Here is a 20,037-nt window from a genome sequence, read left to right on the forward strand (position 1 = left end):
GACGATATGACGAACCCCACTTCCGCTTTACTCGTCAAGCCGATCCACCTGGTTCCGTCCGCCGCGCGCCTGACGAGTCCGCTCGCGCAGCATCTGCGCAAATCATTGCGCGGCGACGTGCTGTTCGATGCGGCGAGCCGTGGCCGTTACGCGACCGACGCGTCGATCTACCAGATCACGCCGATCGGCGTGGTGGTGCCGCGCGACCAGGACGATCTGCGCATCGCACTGGAAATCGCGCGCAGCGAGAAAGTGCCGCTGCTCGCGCGCGGCGCGGGCACGAGCCAATGCGGCCAGACGGTCGGCGAAGCGCTGGTGATCGACACGAGCAAGTGGTTGAACAACGTCGTCGCCTTCGATGCCGAAGCGCGCACGGTGACGGTCGAGCCGGGCGTCGTGCTGGATCACCTGAATGCATGGCTCAAACCGTACGGTCTCTGGTTTCCGGTGGACGTATCGACGGCCGCGCAATGCACGATCGGTGGCATGGCGGGCAATAATTCGTGCGGCTCGCGTTCGATCGAATACGGCAACATGGTGCATAACGTCGACGCGATCGATGCGATTCTCGCCGACGGCGGCGAAGCGCATTTCGCCTCGTTGCGTGAAGCGCCGCAAGGCGCGCGCTTGCAGCAGATACTCGCGGGCGTGAAGCAGATTGCCGGACGCGAGCGCGACGAGATCGTGGCGCGTGTGCCGAAAGTCTTGCGCCGCGTGGCGGGCTACAACATCGACGTGTTCGATTGCCAGAACCCGCGCGCTTACAGCGACGACGGCGTCGCGAACCTCGCGCATCTGCTGGTCGGCTCAGAGGGCACGCTCGCGTTCAGCCGGCAATTGACGCTCAGGCTTGCGCCGCTGCCCGCGCATAAAACGCTCGGCGTGGTCAACTTCCCGACCTTCTGGCAATCGATGGATCTGACGCAGCACATCGTCAAGCTGAAGCCGGTGGCGGTGGAACTGGTCGATCGCACGATGATCGATCTGGCGATGAGCAATCCGGCGTTTCGTCCGGTGGTCGGCAAGGCGTTGGTCGGCGAACCGCAAGCCATTCTGCTGGTGGAGTTCGCAGGCGAGGACCGCGACGCGCAACTCGCGTCGCTCAAGCAACTCACGGAACTGATGGCCGACCTCGGTTTGCCCGATTCGGTCGTCGAGATGCCGGACGCGAACGAACAGAAAGCGCTGTGGGAAGTTCGCAAGGCCGGGCTCAATATCATGATGAGCATGAAGGGCGACGGCAAGCCGGTGTCCTTCATCGAAGATTGCGCGGTGCCGCTCGAACATCTCGCTGAGTACACGAGCCGCCTGACCGAAGTGTTCCATCGGCATGGCACGGAGGGCACGTGGTACGCGCATGCGAGCGTCGGCACGCTGCACGTTCGGCCGATTCTCGACATGCGGCGCGACGGCGCGCAGAAGATGCGCGCGATCGCCGACGAAGCCGCGGCACTCGTGCGCGAGTACAAGGGCGCGTATTCCGGTGAACACGGCGACGGACTGTGCCGCGGCGAATGGGTCGCGTGGCAATACGGGCCGCGTCTGAATCAGGCGTTCAGCGAGATCAAGGCGCTGTTCGATCCGGACAACCGCTTCAATCCCGACAAGATCGTGCGTCCGCCGAAGATGGACGACGCGCGCAATTTCCGCTTCGCACCGGGCTACAAGGAGCATCGCATAGAAACGGCGCTCGACTGGTCGGCATGGAATGTCGAACGCGATCCGCTGACCGGACAGGAGACCTTGCCGGGCAGTGGTAACGATCTATCCGGCGGTCTCGCGAAGGCCGTCGAGATGTGCAATAACAACGGCCACTGCCGCAAGTTCGACGCGGGCACCATGTGCCCGAGCTATCGCGTGACGAAGGACGAGCAGCACGTCACGCGCGGACGCGCAAACACGTTGCGCCTCGCGATTTCCGGTCAACTCGGCGAAGCGGGACTCGCGAGCGACGACGTCAAGGAGACGCTCGATCTGTGCGTCTCCTGCAAGGGCTGCAAGCGCGATTGCCCGACGGGCGTCGATATGGCGAAGTTCAAGATCGAGGCGCGGGCGGCGCGCGTCAAGCGTCACGGGCTGCGTCTGCGTGACAAGTTGGTGGCTTTTATGCCGCGTTACGCGTCGACGGCGAGCCGCATGTCGGGTTTGATGGCGCTCGCCGATAACGTGCCGGTGCTGTCGGCGTGGTTCAAGCGGGCTGTGGGCTTTGCGCCCGAGCGTAGCTTGCCGCGTTTCAAGAAGTCATTTTTGGCCGACGCGATGCCGCCGCGCAAAGCAGCCCAAGGCGCCGCGCTGAAAGAAGTGCTGCTGTTCGTCGACACGTTCAACAACAACATGGAGCCGGAGAACGCGCGCGCTGCGCAGCAAGTGCTGGAGGCCGCGGGTTACACGGTGCACTTCAACACGCGCCAAGGCGAGCGGCCCGTGTGCTGCGGCCGCACGTTCCTCGCGGCGGGTCTGGTCGATGAAGCGAAGCAGGAAGCGCGGCGCATGCTCGATCTGTTCAAGCCGTTTGTGGAGCGCGGCGTGCCAATCGTCGGCTTGGAGCCATCATGCTTGCTCTCCTTGCGCGATGAGTTCCTGCATTACGGCTTCGGCGAAGAAGCGCAGCTACTCTCGAAGCAGGCATTCCTATTCGAAGAGTTTCTGGTGCGCGAGGAAAAGGCCGGACGTCTGCAGCTTGCGTTGAAGCCGTTGGCCAAACAACAGGCGTTGGTGCATGGACATTGCCATCAAAAAGCCTTCGACGCCTTCACGCCCGTGCAAACCGTGTTGAAGTGGATTCCTGATTTAAAGGTATCGACGGTGGAATCGTCGTGTTGCGGAATGGCGGGCAGTTTCGGCTACGAGGCCGAACACTACGCGACGTCTCAAGCGATGGCGGAGCTGTCGTTACTGCCGGCGGTGCGCAAAATTGACGGCAACACGCTCATGGTCGCGGACGGCACGAGTTGCCGGCATCAGATCCACGACGGCGCGGGCGTCGACGCAATCCACGTGGCGCGCGTGCTGGCGATGGCGTTGCGGTAATCGCAGTAACCACAGTAACGCAGCGAGCGCGCCGGCCCGCGCTCAGGCGGCGATAGCCTGCCGATACGCAGTCGGCGCGACACCGACACTCTCGCGGAAACGGTGGCTGAAATGGCTGGCGTTCGCATAGCCGCATTGCTCGGCGACCTGTGCGAGCGGCAGCGTCGTGGAGCGCAATAGCGTGCGGGCGCGTTCGAGCCGCTGCTGCGCGATCCACGCAGCGGGTGGCAATCCGAACGAGGTGCGGAACATGCGCGCAAGATGAAATTCCGACAACGCCGCCACGCCGGCCAGTTCGCCGAGCGTGAGCGTCTGCGAGAGATGGCTTTCGATATAGTCGTGCAGCCGCCGGCGAGTCGTGACCGACAAACCGCCTTTGAGCGACGCATCCGTGCGGCGCACGCCTTGCGCGCGCAACAGCAGACTCAGTACCTGATGCGCAGTCTCATTGGTGCGCAGCAAGCCGTCGGGGTCCTGCCAGTCTTCATTCGCAAGCGATTGACACAACGTGGCGATGCGGGCGTCTTCGAAATACGTGCGATCGGCGAGTGTCAGTTCGCGCGGCTCGAGGTCGAGTTCCTGAACGGCGCGCTGCGTGAAGTGCTCCGGAAGGAAGTACAGGTGCATGAAATGCATGTGGCCGCGCACCCACCAGCGTGATTCGTGGTCGCCGGGCAGCGCACAGAGCCGCGACGGCGCACCATAATGGCCCGGCATTTTCTGACGCTCGGTGCGATAGCCGCCGTCCAGATAGCACGACAACGTGTGATGGCCGGGCCGCTCGTAGACGGTCTCGGCTTCTTCCGTGTCGCGAGTCCAGACAGCGATGGCCAGCCGGTCGCCGAGCCACGCGAAGCGGTCCAGATTCGCATTGGCGCTGCTCAGCGTGTGACACACCGACTGAAGGCCGAACGGCGAGTCAGTGGGGTGGGTCGCGTGGGCGGGCGGTCTGGCGTTCACGAAGCGGGCGAAATACTTGTCATGACTGAATAAGCGTCAGTATACGGCCGCCCGCGCGCGGCGGCTTGCCACTCCGAAAAAGTGCGCAATCCTGGACAAGTGCGGCCGGCCTGGCTGCGGCATAGTGGGCTTCCGTATTTGCTGCTGCAGGGTTGACCATGAATTTGTCCCTTTATGCCGCCACCGTTCTGATTTGGGGCACCACGTGGATCGCGATCAAATGGCAACTGGGGGCGGTGCCGCCGCCGGTGTCCATTGCATGGCGTTTCTGGATCGCGGCGCTGGTGTTGTTCGCGTTGCTGCGTATCATGCGTCGGCCGATCTGGCCGCCGCGCGCTGCATGGCGATTCCTGGTCGCGCAAGGATTGGCGCTCTTCTGTCTGAACTTTCTGTGTTTCTACTACGCTGAACAGGTGGTGCCGAGCGGCCTGGTGGCGGTGGTGTTTTCCACCGCGCCGCTGCTGAATTCGATCAACGGCCGCCTGTTCATGGGCCGGCCGCTACAACCCACGGCGATTGCCGGGGCGGCGTTGGGGCTCGTCGGCATCGTTTGTCTGTTCGTTCAGCAGATGACCGGACACCTCGGCGATCATGCCGCGTGGTTCGGTCTCGGCATCGCGTTTCTTGGCACCCTGTGTTTTTCGGCCGGCAATCTGTTGTCGAGCCGGATGCAATCGATGGGCTTGCACCCGTTCGCCACGAATAGCTGGGCGATGCTGATCGGCGCAGGTGTCTTGACGGTGGGAAGCGTATTGGCCGGCTTCTCGTTTGCCGTCGAGCCGTCCGCGCGTTATCTCGGCGCGCTCGCGTATCTCGCGATCTTTGGTTCGGTGATCGGCTTCACGGCTTATCTGATGCTGGTCGGGCGCATCGGACCCGAGCGGGCTGCTTACTGCACGGTGTTGTTTCCGATCGTGGCGCTGGCAGTATCGACGGTATTCGAAGGCTATCAGTGGTCCGCGCTGGCCGTGGTCGGATTGCTGCTGGTGGTGGCCGGCAATCTGGTGGCGTTCGATCTCACGCGGCGTATTTTTGTGCGGCGGGTGCGGACTTCTTGACGACCATTCGTGCGCGCACAGCGGCGCGCCAGTCCGCTGCTGTGCAAGAGTGCCGGAGAGACGCCGTTTGCCAACGCGCCCGTAGATCAACGGTGATGAATCACTTTGACCCGGCCGCACCTGCGAGTGTTTGAGGTGAGTATTTTCGGGAGCTCAAAAAGTGGTGAAGGAAGCCACGGGTGAGCTTTTTCGGGAGTGCGGAAATCACGCAAAAATCAAAGCCAGCACTCTCACCAACTCCTCCGCATTAACCACATGGGTAGACGAACCCATCCAACGCCCGTATAATCCCAGCACCCTAACCGCGAAATCGCAGCTAAATAAGCCAAGTTAGAAGGGGTTGAATGCAAACTGGCAACACTTGCATCAGGCCCTGTCGCCGGTAAAAAGCCGGTATTCATAGGGGGCCTCAAATCCCCGTCGGACAAGCAGCCCAGCGCTGCTGCCCAACATCATCGATGGATCTGGCACCAGTTTTGCTGACTGGTCCGCCACCGAAGGCGAAATCCCATCGCCTTCGCGCCGGGCACAAACAAACTCCCGGCACCACTCGGTTCACCTCGCGGCATCTGCCGCGTCCCGAACTTCCCATTCGCAGCGTCATCTCGACGCCTGTGCGGCGCGGCTATTTCCGCGCGTCGCTCGAACAAGGAGGCGCATCTTCATGATTCAACGTCCTGCCAGACTGATCGGCAGTCTTGTAGCCATCGGTGTGGTCGTCGCGTTGCTGTGTCGTGCGATCGACCCCAGCGCGCTGCATCAGTACGCGCCCGATCTCGTCTACTACACGAAGCGACACCTGCTGCTCGTCGGCTATTCGATGGCTCTCGCGCTGCTGGTCGGCATTCCCGCCGGCGTATTGCTGAGCCGCCCGTCGTTCGCGCGCCATGCCGAACGCTTCATGCAGATCTTCAACATCGGCAACACGATTCCCTCGCTGGCCGTGCTGGCGATCGCGCTCGGTATCTTCGGCATCGGCGATATTCCGGCGCTTGTGGCGCTGTTTCTCGCGTCGTTGCTGCCGATCACGCGCAATGCCTACGAAGGCATGAAGAACGTCTCGCCAGCGCTGCGCGAAGCGGCGCGCGGTCTCGGCATGACGGGCTGGCAGTCGCTGTTGCGCGTGGAGTTGCCTAATGCCATGCCGATCATCATCGGCGGCGTGCGCACGGCACTCGCGATCAACGTGGGCAGCGCGCCGCTCGCCTATCTGATCGGCGCGGACAGTCTCGGCACGCTGATCTTTCCCGGCATCTATCTGAACAACCAGCAGCAGCTTTTGCTCGGCGCGGCGGCCACCGCGATTCTCGCGCTCGTGCTGGACGGCATCGTCTCGGCCGGCAGCCGCTACCTGCTCGCGCGACGCGGGGTGACGGCATGACGAATCTGTTCAAACGCAGCCGCTGGATCGCCGCCGGCGCATTGCTCATCACGAGTATTCACGCGAGCGCGGCGACACTCGTACTTGGCGGCAAAAATTTCACCGAGCAGTACGTTCTTGCCGAGATCACATCGCAGTATCTGCGAGCGAAGGGCTACACGATCGACGCCCGCACCGGTCTCGGCAGCACGCTGTTGCGCAGCGCGCAGGAGAACGGCCAGGTCGATATCACGTGGGAATACACGGGCACTGCCGCGATCGTCTACAACAAGATCACCGAAAAGCTCGATCCGAAGACAATGTACGAACGCGTGAAAGCGCTCGATGCAAAACGTGGCCTCGTGTGGCTCAATTGCTCGCCGCTGAACAACACATATGCGCTCGGTCTGCCGCAGCAGCTGGCGCAGCAAACCGGCATCCGCACGATTTCGCAGCTCGCCGCGAAGATGGCGGCCGAGCCGAACAAGAAGCACGTGTTCGCGATGGATGCGGAGTTCGCCAATCGTCCGGACGGCCTGAAGCCGCTCGAAGCCGCCTACGGCATGCAGTTCAGCCGCGCGGAAACGCGGCAGATGGACCCGGGCCTCGTCTACACGGCGCTGCATAACAACCAGGTGCCGATCGGGTTGATCTACACGACGGACGGCCGCGTGAAGGGTTTCAACATCGTGCCGCTCGAAGACGACCGCCACTACTTCCCCGCGTACAACGCCACGCCGGTGGTGCGCAAGACGACGCTCGATCAGAACCCGCAACTCGTGCCGCAATTGAACGCGCTGTCCGACGCGCTGAACAACGACACGATGCTGGAAATGAACAAGCAGGTCGACATCGACGGCAAGCCGGTGCGCGAAGTCGCGGCGGAATTCCTGCGCACGCACAAGCTGCCCTGAGCGGAGATCTACTTTATGACTGTATTCGACTATCTATCGGCCAACTGGCCTGAATTGCTGCAACTCACCGCGCAGCACGTGTGGCTGGTGGGGATCGCGGTGGGTTGCGCGATTGCCGTCGGCGTACCCTTGGGCATCCTGATCAATCGGCACGAGTGGCTCGCCGCGCCGCTGCTGAGCATCGCGACGGTGGTGCTGACCTTGCCGTCCATCGCACTGTTCGGCTTGATGATTCCGGTGTTCTCGCGCTTCGGCCAGGGCATCGGCGCGGTGCCGGCGATCACCGCCGTGTTCCTCTATTCGCTGCTGCCGATCATGCGCAATACCTACCTCGCGCTGCGCAACGTCGACGCCGGCATCAAGGAAGCGGGCATCGGCATCGGCATGACGGTGTGGCAACGGCTGCGGCTCGTCGATTTGCCGCTCGCCGTGCCGGTAATTCTTGGCGGCGTGCGCACGGCCGTGGTGATGAACATCGGCGTGATGACGATCGCCGCAGTGATCGGCGCGGGCGGTCTCGGCACGCTGATCATCCGCGCGATCGGCCAGAGCAACATGATGAAACTGTTGGTGGGCGCCGTGCTCGTGAGCGTGCTCGCGATCGTCGCCGACCTGCTGCTGCAAGCGCTGCAACGCTTGCTGACCCCGAAGGGAGTACAAAAGACATGATCGAACTCGACAAACTGACCAAGACGTTTACGCAGAAGGATGGCCAGCAGGTGAAGGCCGTCGACTCGGTGAGCCTGACCGTCGGCGAAGGCGAAATCTGCGTGTTTCTCGGCCCGTCGGGCTGCGGCAAGACCACCACGCTGAAGATGATCAACCGTCTGATCGCGCCGACGTCGGGCCGCGTGCTGATCAACGGCGAGGACACTTCGGGTCTTAACGAAGTCGAATTGCGCCGCCACATCGGCTACGTGATCCAGCAGATCGGCCTGTTCCCGAATATGACGATCGAGGAGAACATCACGGTCGTGCCGCGCCTGCTCGGCTGGGACAAGAAGCGTTGCCGCGAACGGGCCACGGAGTTGATGTCGATGGTCGCGCTCGATCCGAAGCAGTACCTGAAGCGCTATCCGCGTGAACTGTCGGGTGGCCAGCAGCAGCGCATCGGCGTGATTCGCGCGTTGGCCGCCGATCCGCCGGTGCTGCTCATGGACGAGCCGTTCGGCGCGGTCGACCCGATCAATCGCGAGTCGATTCAGAACGAGTTCTTCCAGATGCAGCGCCAACTGAACAAGACCGTGATCATGGTGAGCCACGACATCGACGAGGCGATCAAACTTGGCGACCGCGTCGCCGTATTCCGCCGCGGTCAACTGGTGCAATACGATCATCCGGATACGCTGCTGGCGCATCCGCGCGACGAGTTCGTCGGCGCATTCGTCGGTCAGGACAGCACGTTGAAACGCCTCTTGCTGGTGAAGGCCGGCGACGCCGCCACCCAGCCGGAAACCGCGCATGCCGACATGCCGGTCGCGCGTGCGTTCCAGATGATGGACGACAGCGACAGCCGCTATCTGACCATCGTCGACGACAAGCAGCAGGCGCTCGGCTACGTGACGCGCCGCTCGGCGCGCGTGGGCCAGGGTGTGTGCGGCGATCATCTGTCCGCATTCAAGGCGACGGTCAGCGCGGACGAGCATCTGCGCATCGTGCTGTCGAAGATGTACCAGTTCAACTCGTCATGGATGCCGGTGCTGGATGCGGACGGCCGTTACGTCGGCGAAGTCACGCAAGATTCGATTGCGGATTATCTGAGCTCGGGCCGCTCGCGCCGGCAGACAGGGCAGGCCGCGATCGTGTCACCTGCCGTCGCCGCGGCGGAAGCAGCGGCCGCGCAAGTCGCAGCGGCTCAACACGCGTGATATCGACAGGCTAGTCAAGCTGCACGAGCGCCTTCGCTCCTTCGCGGAGCGAAGGCCGCCAAACCTGCCAGGCCCGCCAGCACCGCCGCGCTTGCGTACGTCACAAAGCCGATCCCCGCGACCCACCACAACGCGGTCGACACACGCGGCGCCAGAATCGTCGCCGCACCCGCCATGGCGACACCGAGCAGCCCGCCCGCTTGCCGCAACGCATTCAACACGCCCGAGGCCACGCCGGCCAATTCGCCGGGCACCTGTTCCAGCACGGTCGAAATCATCGGCGCAACCGACAACGCCGTGCCGCCGCCGAACACCGCCATCGCCGCATACGTGAAGGGCCAGGGCGCGCGCCATTCCAGACTGATGGCCATTGCCGGTACGGCGACAGCCGCGAGCCCGAGTCCCGTGGTCATGAACTGCGTGGCGCTGAAGCGTCCGTGCAGCTTGCCCGACAGCACGTTACCAAGTGACAGGCTGCCGGCGAGCGGCAGCAGCGTGAGGCCGATCTGCCGGGCGTTGAAGCCGAATTCGCCGTGCAGATACAGGCTCAGTACGAACAGCAAGCCGAAATAACCGACGTAGACCAACGTGCCCATCGCATTCATCGCGACGAACACGCGGTTGCTAAACCACGCGACCGGCACCATCGGATCGTGCGCGCGGCGTTCGACGGCGATCAGCGTCAGCGTGGCGAGCACGGCGAGCAGCGCCGCGCCCCACACCTCACGCGATGCGATGCCGCGCGACGGCAACTCGATTGCCGCGTAGCAGAGCGCGCCCAACGCGACGATGCTCGCCAGTTGCCCGCCCCAGTCGAAATGGCGACCGACGCTGCGCGTGGAGTGACGCACCACGACAAAAGCGCCGGCAAAGGCGACCAGGCCGGTCGGCACATTGATCAGAAACGCGCTACGCCAGCCGAACCCTTGCACGAGGATGCCGCCGAGCACCGGCCCGACGGCTGCCGCCACCGAAGCAATGCCCGCCCACACCGCGATTGCGCGGCCGCGTTCGACAGGGTCGTCGAACGTGCTTCGCACGATGGCGAGCGAAGCCGGCAAAAAAAGCGCTGCGCCGCTGCCCTGCACGAAGCGCGCGGCCACCAGCGCGCCGACGTTCGGCGCGAGTCCGCACGCCGCCGACGCCGCCACGAACAGCGCAAGGCCCCACAGATAGACGGCCTTGGCGCCGAAGCGGTCGGACGCGATGCCGCCCGCCAGAATCAGCGCGGCGAAACTCAGTGTGTACGCATCGACGATCCACGCCAGGCCGCCCACGGACGCGCCCAGGCTAGCGTGCATCGCCGGCAAGGCGACATTGACGATGGTGGTGTCGAGCACGGCCATGAACATGCCGCTCGCCACCAGCGCGAGCGTGAGGCGCGCGCGCCTCGCGGCCCGCGGCGCTTCTTCGGCACGTTGCTCAGGCCGGGCGGTTTCAACTGTGCATTCAGTCATCGAGCGTTTCCCTGACAAAGCTGTGAGTCGGTTTAATCGCCGAAGTCTAGTCACCCGCGCGGCTGCAACAAAGCAGTGATTTCGCATGCATCTGATGCAAAATTGCATGACGGAGGGAGCGACCAATGATGAACTGGGACAACGCCAGATTTTTTCTCGCCGTAGCGCGCGCCGGCACATTGCGCGGCGCGGCGCTCAAACTCAATGTCGATCAGGCGACCGTCGGCCGGCGCATCGTCGCGCTCGAAGAGGCGCTGTCGGCCACGCTGTTTCTGCGCACCCCGGCGCTATACGTGCTGACGCCCGCTGGCGAAACGCTAATCGGGCCGGCCGAAACGATGGAGCAGGCGGCTTTGTCGATTGAACGGCGGGTTGCCGGACTCGACGATCAACTGGCCGGCACGATTCGCGTCGCCACCACCGACTCTCTCGGCAAGCGCTTTGTGATGCCGGCCATCGCCAAAATGCGGCGCGCCCATCCGGGCATCGAGATCGTCTGCGTGACGTCCGCGCAGATCACCAATTTGACGCGCCGCGAAGCGGATGTGGCGATCCGCACGCTGCGGCCCGATGCGCCGGATCTGATCGCGCGCAAGCTCGCGCAACTGGAGGTCGGCATTTATGCGTCGCGCGAGTATGTCGCGGCGCGTGGCGAACCGCGCGAAGGCGAGGCTTTTGAAGGTCACGATCTGGCGATGTACCAGCAGCCCGCCTCGCCGTCGGCGTGGGCGGCGCTGTGCGGCGAGCCGACTTCGCGTGGCCGCCTCGTGTTCCAGACGCAATCGACCGCCATGCTGTTCGAAGCGGCGCTGGCCGGCTTCGGTATTGCGGAACTGCCGCGTTTTCGCGCCGACTATGAACCGGAACTGGTGCGTGTCATGCCGCATCGATCCGAACCGTTCGACGTGTGGCTCGTCGCGCACGCCGATCTGTACAAGACCGCGCGGATGCAAGTGCTGATCGCGGCCGTGGCGGACGAGTTCGCGCAGGCGCGTTAGTGCGTGTTAGTGCGCGGTCGTGTCGAGCGCGGCGTCGCGAGTCGAGTCGAGCACCGGCCACGGTGATGAATCGACCGGCGGCGCGGTGGCCGTTCTCACCATGCCGGGCGCGCTTTCAAATACCTCGACGAGCCAGTCGACGAAAGCCCGCACGCGCGGCGAAATCTGGCGGCTCTTCACATACGTCACTGAAACGGGCACCGACGCGGGCCTGCACTTCGGCAACACTTCGACCAACTGTCCCGACGCCAGATACGGCGCGGCAACCGCGCGCCCAGGCTGAATCAGGCCGAGGCCCTCGAGTCCGCAGGCGAGGTAAGTGTGTTCGTCATTCACCTGGATGAAGCTGTCCACTTTCACCTTGCTCGCTCGCGCCGCCACGCTGAAGTCGAAGTCCATGCGGCGGCCGGTTTGCGTCGACAGCCAGTGCACGGCGACGTGATCCGACAGATCGTCGAGATGGCGCGGCTCGCCGAATCGCGCGAGATACGCAGGGCTCGCGCAGGTCACGCGCTCGATCAAACCGAGCCGGCGCGCGAGCAGACGTGAATCCGGCAGCTCGCCTAACTCGATGCTGCAATCCACGCTCTCCCCGACCGGATCGAGCGAGCGGTGATGCACGCCGAGCGCCAGTTCCATATGCGGATGCTGCGCATGAAACGAGGCCAATGCGGGCACCACGATCGACGCCGCGATCATGCCCGGCATCGCCACGCGCAAGCGGCCGCGCAAATTTTCCGGCCGGTTGAAAAGCCCCGATTCGACTTCCTCGATCGCCGCGAGAATCTGCGCGCAGCGTTCGTAATAGGCGGCGCCTTCGGCGGTCAGCGTGACCTTGCGAGTCGTGCGCACCAGAAGTTGCACGCCGAGCAGCGACTCGAGCGCCTGCACGGTAGTCGTCGCGGTGGCGCGCGGCACTTCGAGCGATTCCGCGGCGCGCGTGAAGCTGCTCGTATCGACGATGCGCACGAAAATCCGCATGGCCTGCACGCGATCTATCACGATGCTTCTCCGGTTGGGCGCGGCTGCTGGCGCATCAATCCCGCCGCGAGTAGCGGCGCGATCGCAAAGATCGCGAACAGCCACAGCGCGGTCCGTTGCGCGCCCGGCAGGGCGGCCAGCGTGGTGAGACCCGCGCCGTTCGCGACGAGACCGGCGAGCGCCGAGCCCAGCGCCATCGCGAAGAGTTGAATGGTGGTGATCGAGAGCGATGCCAGGTTCTCCTCGCCGGATCGCGCGGCGGTGAACACGCGCGTCAGCAGATGCGGCCAGCCGATCCCGACACCCAGCCCGACGCCGACGAGCGCCGCGCAGAGTGTCAGCGTTCCGCTTACGCTGTCGAACAGGCCGGCTTGCGGCATCAGCCACGCGAGCGCGGCGAGACCGAGCGCTTCGACGATCGGGCCCGCGCGGCTCAAGCGTTGCGCGGCGACGGCGGAACGTCCGGCGCTGAACATCGAACCGCACGACCAGCCGGCCGCCATCAAAGCGGTCAGATAGCCGGCCGCGAGCGGCGAACGGCCATGAATCGTCTGCAAGAAATACGGCACGAAGATTTCACTGGTCACGCCAATGCCGAGCAGGCTCATACAAGCATATATGCCGCCGATGCGCGTGCGAATCGAATATGAGCCGCTCGGCAACAAGCGCGCACGCGTGCTGTCGCGTTCGAGTTTCGCGAGCAGCCAGACGAAGCCAAGGCCGGCCGAGACGCCGATGGCGTTCCACACAATGCTCTCGCTCAAGGCGGCAAGCGAAATCACCAAAACAGATGCGCTGAGCAGCACCACCTTGAGCAACGGAATGGGCGCCGCCGCGCCGGTCGCGTGCTTGCCATCCACCTCGTGATGCACGATCACGGCGAGCAGCAAGATGGCCGGCAGCAAGACCCAGAACGCGAGCCGCCAGTCACCGAGTTCCGCGAAGACGCCGCCGAGTGCGGGCCCGCACAACGTGGCGACGCCCCACATGCCCGACACCAGTCCCATCGCGCGAGGCCACAGGCGCTCTTCGAACACGACGCGAATCAGCGCATAGCTGAGTGCGAGCAATATGCCGCCGCCGAGGCCTTGCAACGTGCGCCCGGCCAGCATCCACGGCATGGACGGTGCGCTCGCGCAGGCCACCGTGCCCAATGCGAATACGGCGAGCGCGCTGAAGTAAGCGGCGCGGGCGCCGAGCACCGCGAGCAGGCGCACCGACAACACCGAACCCAGAATCGACGCGACCACGAATAAGGTGGTGTTCCACGCATACAGTTCGAGTCCGCCGATGTCGTGCACGACCGAGGGCAGGATCGTCGTCGCGACGTAGACGTTGGTGGCGTGCAGCGCGACGCCGCCGGCCAGACCCAATGCCCGCCAGCCGTTGCTGCCACTGAGAAGATCGCTCCATGCGGGCGCATTCGATTGCAGATTTTTCATGTCGTGGACAGCCGTGCGAGGCTGGCTTATTATGCAAGTATTGACTTGGATAATAATGGCGCTTCATGAGATATGCAAATGAAAGCTTGGAAAATTCACCGGGCGTCGCGTTGCCTGCGGCGACAGCCGCGCCGGTGGATCGCATCCTGAATCTGCTGAAAGTGCAGGGGCCGTTGTCGACGGCATCGATCGCGAGCGAACTCGGCATCACCGTCGAGGCGGCGCGCCAGCAGATCCAGAAGCTGCTGAGCGGCGGATTGGTAGAAGGACGCCAGGCTTCGCAAACGAGACCTGGGCGACCGAGTCAAAGCTGGGCCTTGACGGATGCGGGCAACGCGCGCTTTCCCGACACGCATCCACAATTGACGGTGCAATTACTCGGGTCGATTCGCCAGCTATTCGGCGAAGCGGGACTCGACAAGTTGATCGACCAGCGCGCCGTTGAAACGCGCGCGAATTATCTGGCGGCGCTCAAGCCGGTCAAAGGCCTCAAGGCGCGGCTCGCGAAGCTGGCGGAGATTCGCAGCGCCGAGGGTTACATGGCGGAGTTGCAGAAAGACGGACGCGACTGGCTGCTGCTCGAAAACCATTGCCCAATTTGCGCGGCGGCGCGAACCTGCCAGGGATTTTGCCGCACGGAGCTGCAGCTCTTCGCGGAGATCGTCGGGGAAGACGGATCGATTGAACGCGAGGAGCATGTGCTGGCCGGCGCGCGTCGCTGCGCTTATCGCATCCGCGTGAATAGCAAATAGCACCGCATTTGTGCGCGAGCTTATGCGCTTCGGATTGTTTGGACAATTCAACATTTAGCTAGAATTTTTTATCAATATATTTTTGATTTTTCTATGCGAGGATAAAATGCCAACATTTACGTGTGCGCGATTGCCCATCGATCCGCATGCCTGCGAATGCGCGCCCGACACGCCGACCGTGTGTGCTTCGCACCTTGCAAGGAAATACCGTCGTGACATTGTTCTCTCGCCTGGGCGTGGCAGCTGTTATCTTCCACAGTCTTATTCCGCTGAATGCGTCCGCGCAATCGCAACTCAATTACACCACTTCCTGGATCGGCAATAGCTTTGGTTTCGGCGACGGCAAATGGATGCAGCAGGATATCCAGGCCATCAGCGTCGGTGCCGACGGCACCGTCTACACCAACGCGCCCTGGGACGAAAGCGGAAGCGAAATCGCAGCCTACCGCGCGGGCGACAAGATCGCCGTCGCCGGTTCGACGCATGGCTGGGGCGCGGCCGGTGGCGACGCGGTCGCGGTGAATCACACGTACCTGTATGCGGCGATGTCGATCGGCAACGAGAGTAACGCCCTGGTCGGCGCGGATTATCCGGCAGCCAACCTGACGTGCTACGGCATCACGCGTCGCACACTCGCCAATCTTGCGACCGGCGCGCCGTTCAGCGGCGGCATCGGCAATAGCGCCAATGCGACGAAGAACAGTTTTCTGCCGCTCGATACGGTAGCGACCGGCACCGACGCGAGTATTCGCGGCATGGCCGCCACCGACAGCGAACTGTATGTGGCCGATACCTACGCCAACCGGATCGTCGTGTTTGACGCGAATTCGATGCAGCGCTTGCGCTCGTGGAACGTAACGTCGCCGGGACGCATTGCAGTGGATACCGATTCGACGCTGTGGGTGATGAGCGGTGTCTCTTCTGGAAACCTAACGATTCAGCACTATGCGGCAAATGGCACCGCGCTCGCCGGTACATTGACGCTGCCCGCGGGCGCCGTGCCGGCCGATATCGCGGTTACGCCGGCGGGGCAAATCCTCGTCGCGGACAATGGTCCGTCGCAGCAGATTCTTGTCTTCAACAAGGACGCCAACGGTCAACCGCAAGCCGCCGCGGCGATCGGCACGCGCAACGGCATCTTTCACGCGGTCAAGGGCGTCCCTGGCAATTGGCGTTTCAACGGCATGACGGGCATCGGCGTCGATCCCGCGGGCAATCTATATGTCGCGCAGAACGGCGAAGGGCCGCGACCGGTCGGATCGGCATCGGTTGGACAAGGCGCGGTGCTCGAAAGCTACGTGTACAGTTCGCACGCCTTCAATTGGCGCCTGTACGGCCTGACGTTCGTCGATAGCGCCGCGTTCGATCCCGCCACGCCGAATTCCGTCTACACAGGCTCGAAGCGCTTCACGCTCGATTACAACCAGCCTGTCGGCCACGAATGGTCGTACGCGGGTTTCACGCTCGATCGTTTCGACTATCCGGACGACCCCGCGTTTCATGAGCCGCGCGGCGTGCGTGGCGAGCCGATGGTGCGTCGAATCAACGGCCAGCCGTTTCTCTACACGCTCGATCCGGGCGCGCATTACTTGAACGTTTATCGCTTCGATGCCGCGCACGGTGAAATGGCGATTCCGTCCGGCCTGCTCGCGCAAAATCCGCTGCCGGGCACATGGCCCGCCGCACAGCCCACGTATGGCGAATGGCTGTGGCGCGACAGCAATGGCAACGGCAGCGTCGACGCCAGCGAGATCAGCAGCAATCCGTCGACCGGCAGCACCGTCGGCAATGGTTTCTGGTGGGTCGACACGCCGGGCAATGTCTGGCTCGCCACGCCGTTGAGCGGCATCCGCGAAATGCCGTTGCAGGGTCTCGATTCCGCTGGCAATCCGATCTACACGTACGTCAGTTCGAAGATGTTCGCGATGCCACAACCGTTCACGCGGATAGCGCGGATCGTCTACATCGCGGCGACCGACACCATGTACATCTCCGGCTTCACCAGCGCGATCCCATGGGATGCGACGCATTGGAAAGAGGCGGGCCCGGTGCTCGCGCGTTACGATAACTGGAGCTCCGGCACGCCGACGCAGCAGTACACGATTTCGCTGCCCTGGAACACCCAAAGCAATCCGCAAACGACCACCGTGGGCGTCGCGGTAGCGGGCAACTACATCTTCGTGGCGGAGCTGTACACGCAGAAGGTGGACGTGTACGACGCGCGCACCGGCCAGGCGGTCGGCTACATGACCCCGGGCGCGAGCGTCGGCAACACGAGCGGCTGGGTGGACGTGTATCTTGGTATCAGCGCGGTGCAGCGCGACAATGGCGAGTACGTCGTCCTGCTCGAGGACGACGCCCGCGCGAAAATTCTGATGTATCGATGGACGCCTTAACGCAGGTCGCGTTCGCTCCGTTCACGAATGGACGGCAACGCACGATCGGTATATAACAACATGAAAGGATGGCTTGTTCACCGCTGCATCAACAGGAGCGAAGTTTCATCATGACGCAAGACGTAACGCCTAAGCCACCCACGGGCGACCGGCCCGATCTGGAAAACCTCGACGCAGCGCTCAGTCACGTGGATCAGCAGGTATCGTCGGGCAGCATTGCGTCCGGCGCCGCGAAGGGCATTCTGTATAGCCTGATCGAAACGCTCGGCACGTTTGTCGGCGACCCCGATCTGCCGGAGCATGCACGTTCGGGTTACGAGGGGCTGCTGGAAGCCGCTCGCGAGCTACGCGCGAGGCTGGATCACTAAAGGCATCGGCGCGCTGCCCGTGGGCGGCGCGTTTCGCATCGGCATGCATGCCGATGTCGAACGGCTGTTGCTCCTGTTTGGTGTGACGGCATAACGCGGCTGCGATTCATCATCGCATTCGCCCGCTGCATTTCGGCGCCGCCGCTGTCTATGATAAAAAGGCGCACTGTCTCCAACATTGCGCCTTTTTTATGCTCTCTGCGTCTGCTATCGCGTTGCTGGCCGTCGGCATTGTCGTCGTGCTGATTACGCCCGGCCCCACCAATACACTGCTTGCCGCGGCCGGCTTGCGCCAGGGTGTGCGGCGCTCGCTGCCGCTGATCGCCGCCGAACTGGCCGGCTATCTCGTCTCGATCTCCGTGTGGGGGCATTTCCTTGTCCAGGCGGCGCATGCGCTGCCCTGGTTGCCCTCGCTGTTGCGCGTGGCGGCCGGCTTGTACATCGCGTATCTCGCCGTCGATATGTGGCGCGCGGCGGTCGCCTTGCCCGACTCGGCGCAGCGGGCGAGCGGCATGCGCACGTTATTCGTGGCGACGCTGCTCAATCCGAAGGGCTTGCTGTTCGCCGGCACGATCTTTCCGGCTATCGCTTTCGCGCACCTGCCCGCCTACGCCTTCTCGATGCTGATGTTCGCGTGCCTGCTGGTGCCGATCGCACTCGCGTGGATCGCGTTCGGCGCGGCGCTCGGCAGCGGCAGGCTCACCTGGCTCAATCCGGTGAAGATGCAGCGCGGCGCTTCGATCGTGCTCGGCGTGTTTTCCTTGTCGCTTGCTTGGGCGGCGCTGCATTGAGCGCGGCCCTGATGCGGCGTTCAGGCGGCCACGCTGTCGCCTAAGGCGTCGTCGACGCTTAGCGCGTCGAGCCATTCGGGCGGCGCGGAGGTGATTTGCAGTTGCGGCGTGCCGTGCCAATCCGCGCAGCGCTGCAACGCGCGGCGCAGATCGCCGGCGAGACGGGCGCTCAGACGCACGCCCGGTTCGATGTGCAGCGACTTCAACTCGAACACGCCTTGGGTCCGGTGCGCTTTCGCATCCACGCGGCCGACCAGCCGGCCGCGGCTCAGCAGCGGCAACACGAAGTAACCATATTTGCGCTTCGCCGCCGGCGTATAGCATTCGATCGCGTAGTCGAAGTCGAACAGTGCCGCCGCGCGCTTGCGATCCCACACCACCGGATCGAACGGCGACAACACCGTAGTGACCGTCGACGAGAGCTTGCCGCTTGCGGCATCGTCGAGTATCGCGGCGAAGTCTTGATGCACGTACGTGTCCTGCTTCCAGCCTTCCACGCGCACCGGGATCAGCTCGCCCTGGTCGGCGAGCGCATGCAGTTCGTCGCGGTACGGACGGCGCGGCAGCCGGTAGTAATCGGCGACCCAATCGGCGCGCGCGACGCCGAGCGCGCGGCAGGTGCGGCGTAACACGGCTTCGGTCACGGTGTGCGCGGGCGGCAGATCGCGCGCGTCGTCCCAATCCGGCAGCACGCGCTCGGTCAGATCGTAGACGCGGTGAAAATTGCGCCGCTCGGCCACCATCAGTTGCCCAATCGCGAACAGCACTTCCAGATGGCGTTTCTCCGGCTTCCAGTCCCACCAGCCGTTGCCCTTGCCCGCCTCGCGGGCGAAATCCGCGGAGCGCACCGGACCCGTCGTGCGAATGTGCGCGAGCAGCTTCTCAATGTCCTTGCGATGCTTCTTGTGCCACTCGACCGCGTACTTCCAGCCCATGCCGCTCGGATCGAGCATGCGATGGCGCAGCAGGCCGTAGTCTTCGATCGGCACGAAACAGGCTTCATGCGACCAGTATTCGAACAGCTTGCCTTCGGCGAGATGCTCGTCGAGCCATTGCTGCGGATAGGCGCCAAGCCGGCTGAACAAGACGAGATAGGGACTGCGCGCGACGACGTGAATCGTGTCGATCTGCAATTGCGCCATGCGGCGGATCGTGTCGAGCACGTCGGCCTTGACGGCTTTGCGGCGCGGCGGCGTCAGCAAACCTTGTGCGGCCAGATGCAGGGTGCGTGCGGCGGAAAGCGAAAGAGTCTTCACGCGGGCGTCGATCAGTGAGTGACTGCGATGGGGGCGGACACAAGGCCCGGCCTAGATTAGCAGCCGCTACTGTAGCGTGAAGCGCCCAAACTTGCCTTTACCACCCACGGCCGTGATGCCGATCCCAGCCGCGATGGCGGCCATGATCGTGGTGCCAGTGGCGGCCGCGATAGTAGTCGTCCCGGTAGCCGTAACCGTAGACCGGTTGCGGCGCGTATACGACCGGCGGCGGCGCATAGTAAACCGGCGGCGCCGCGTACACCGGCCCCGGCGTGTTGACGAACACGCCGACGTCCACCCGCGCCGAGGCGGCAGTCGATGCGCAGGCGGCGGCAAGGCCGAAGGCGGCGAAAACGATCGCGCGTTGGATCATGCTTGTCTCCAGTGTCGAAAGAACCGGTCATTC

At 63.7% G+C, this 20,037-nt stretch carries 17 protein-coding genes; 11 read left to right on the forward strand and 6 right to left on the reverse strand.

The genetic code is table 11. The features are described from left to right. Positions 1-6 precede the first annotated feature (6 nt). Positions 7-3,030, forward strand: coding sequence for an FAD-binding and (Fe-S)-binding domain-containing protein (locus PQR42_RS29090; protein ID WP_408389262.1), 3,024 nt, complete (start codon positions 7-9; stop codon positions 3,028-3,030). A 42-nt stretch (positions 3,031-3,072) separates the two neighbouring features. On the opposite strand, the gene PQR42_RS29095 is transcribed toward PQR42_RS29090, so the two are convergent. After that, a complete protein-coding gene (locus PQR42_RS29095) occupies positions 3,073-3,990 on the reverse strand; it encodes a helix-turn-helix domain-containing protein (protein WP_408389264.1) in 918 nt (305 codons plus the stop codon). A 158-nt stretch (positions 3,991-4,148) separates the two neighbouring features. On the opposite strand from PQR42_RS29095, the gene PQR42_RS29100 reads away from it, so the two are divergent. The 5 genes from PQR42_RS29100 (at position 4,149) to PQR42_RS29120 (ending at position 9,190) form a co-directional block, all read left to right on the forward strand. Beyond that, entirely contained in the window at positions 4,149-5,048 is a 900-nt protein-coding gene (locus tag PQR42_RS29100) for a DMT family transporter (RefSeq protein WP_408177625.1), read from the forward strand. 664 nt (positions 5,049-5,712) lie between these two features. Further along, on the forward strand, positions 5,713-6,429 hold the full coding sequence (locus PQR42_RS29105) for an ABC transporter permease (protein ID WP_408213492.1): 717 nt from the start codon (positions 5,713-5,715) through the stop codon (positions 6,427-6,429). Continuing rightward, positions 6,426-7,322, forward strand: coding sequence for a glycine betaine ABC transporter substrate-binding protein (locus tag PQR42_RS29110; RefSeq protein WP_408389266.1), 897 nt, complete (start codon positions 6,426-6,428; stop codon positions 7,320-7,322). Before PQR42_RS29105 ends, PQR42_RS29110 begins: the two co-directional genes overlap by 4 nt. A gap of 15 nt (positions 7,323-7,337) precedes the next feature. Beyond that, positions 7,338-7,991, forward strand: coding sequence for an ABC transporter permease (locus PQR42_RS29115; RefSeq protein ID WP_408232767.1), 654 nt, complete (start codon positions 7,338-7,340; stop codon positions 7,989-7,991). Next, on the forward strand, positions 7,988-9,190 hold the full coding sequence (locus PQR42_RS29120; RefSeq protein WP_408389269.1) for an osmoprotectant ABC transporter ATP-binding protein OsmV: 1,203 nt from the start codon (positions 7,988-7,990) through the stop codon (positions 9,188-9,190). Before PQR42_RS29115 ends, PQR42_RS29120 begins: the two co-directional genes overlap by 4 nt. A gap of 14 nt (positions 9,191-9,204) precedes the next feature. Here PQR42_RS29120 and PQR42_RS29125 read toward each other — a convergent pair whose 3' ends face one another. After that, positions 9,205-10,647, reverse strand: a complete 1,443-nt coding sequence (locus PQR42_RS29125; RefSeq protein ID WP_408389271.1) for an MFS transporter — start codon at positions 10,645-10,647, stop codon at positions 9,205-9,207. 128 nt (positions 10,648-10,775) lie between these two features. Here PQR42_RS29125 and PQR42_RS29130 point away from each other — a divergent pair, with 128 nt between their 5' ends. Next, positions 10,776-11,645, forward strand: a complete 870-nt coding sequence (locus PQR42_RS29130; protein WP_408389293.1) for a LysR family transcriptional regulator — start codon at positions 10,776-10,778, stop codon at positions 11,643-11,645. Positions 11,646-11,651: 6 nt separating this feature from the next. On the opposite strand, the gene PQR42_RS29135 is transcribed toward PQR42_RS29130, so the two are convergent. Together PQR42_RS29135 and PQR42_RS29140 are read right to left on the reverse strand one after the other, a co-directional pair. Next, the gene (locus PQR42_RS29135; RefSeq protein WP_408389273.1) at positions 11,652-12,647 is read right to left on the reverse strand and encodes a LysR family transcriptional regulator; all 996 of its coding nucleotides are present in this window, start codon (positions 12,645-12,647) and stop codon (positions 11,652-11,654) included. After that, entirely contained in the window at positions 12,644-14,068 is a 1,425-nt protein-coding gene (locus PQR42_RS29140) for an MFS transporter (protein ID WP_408389275.1), read from the reverse strand. Before PQR42_RS29140 ends, PQR42_RS29135 begins: the two co-directional genes overlap by 4 nt. A gap of 65 nt (positions 14,069-14,133) precedes the next feature. Here PQR42_RS29140 and PQR42_RS29145 point away from each other — a divergent pair, with 65 nt between their 5' ends. The 4 genes from PQR42_RS29145 to PQR42_RS29160 all read left to right on the forward strand — a co-directional run bounded on the left by PQR42_RS29145 (position 14,134) and on the right by PQR42_RS29160 (position 18,375). Next, positions 14,134-14,820, forward strand: a complete 687-nt coding sequence (locus PQR42_RS29145; protein ID WP_408389277.1) for a helix-turn-helix transcriptional regulator — start codon at positions 14,134-14,136, stop codon at positions 14,818-14,820. 212 nt (positions 14,821-15,032) lie between these two features. Beyond that, positions 15,033-17,216: an NHL repeat-containing protein gene (locus PQR42_RS29150; RefSeq protein WP_408389279.1), complete on the forward strand. Its 2,184-nt coding sequence runs from the start codon at positions 15,033-15,035 to the stop codon at positions 17,214-17,216. A 110-nt stretch (positions 17,217-17,326) separates the two neighbouring features. Then, positions 17,327-17,584, forward strand: coding sequence for a hypothetical protein (locus tag PQR42_RS29155; RefSeq protein WP_132383474.1), 258 nt, complete (start codon positions 17,327-17,329; stop codon positions 17,582-17,584). A gap of 191 nt (positions 17,585-17,775) precedes the next feature. Continuing rightward, the gene (locus tag PQR42_RS29160) at positions 17,776-18,375 is read left to right on the forward strand and encodes a LysE family translocator (RefSeq protein ID WP_408389281.1); all 600 of its coding nucleotides are present in this window, start codon (positions 17,776-17,778) and stop codon (positions 18,373-18,375) included. A 20-nt stretch (positions 18,376-18,395) separates the two neighbouring features. On the opposite strand, the gene PQR42_RS29165 is transcribed toward PQR42_RS29160, so the two are convergent. Together PQR42_RS29165 and PQR42_RS29170 are read right to left on the reverse strand one after the other, a co-directional pair. Further along, positions 18,396-19,631 (reverse strand): winged helix-turn-helix domain-containing protein, encoded by a 1,236-nt coding sequence (locus PQR42_RS29165; protein WP_408213463.1) that lies wholly within the window; start codon positions 19,629-19,631, stop codon positions 18,396-18,398. Between the two features lie 97 nt (positions 19,632-19,728). Beyond that, positions 19,729-20,004 (reverse strand): hypothetical protein, encoded by a 276-nt coding sequence (locus PQR42_RS29170; RefSeq protein ID WP_408213460.1) that lies wholly within the window; start codon positions 20,002-20,004, stop codon positions 19,729-19,731. Positions 20,005-20,037: the final 33 nt, after the last annotated feature.

Origin of the sequence: Paraburkholderia sediminicola, assembly GCF_046027355.1 — a bacterium.
In the GTDB taxonomy this organism is placed as follows: domain Bacteria; phylum Pseudomonadota; class Gammaproteobacteria; order Burkholderiales; family Burkholderiaceae; genus Paraburkholderia; species Paraburkholderia sediminicola_B.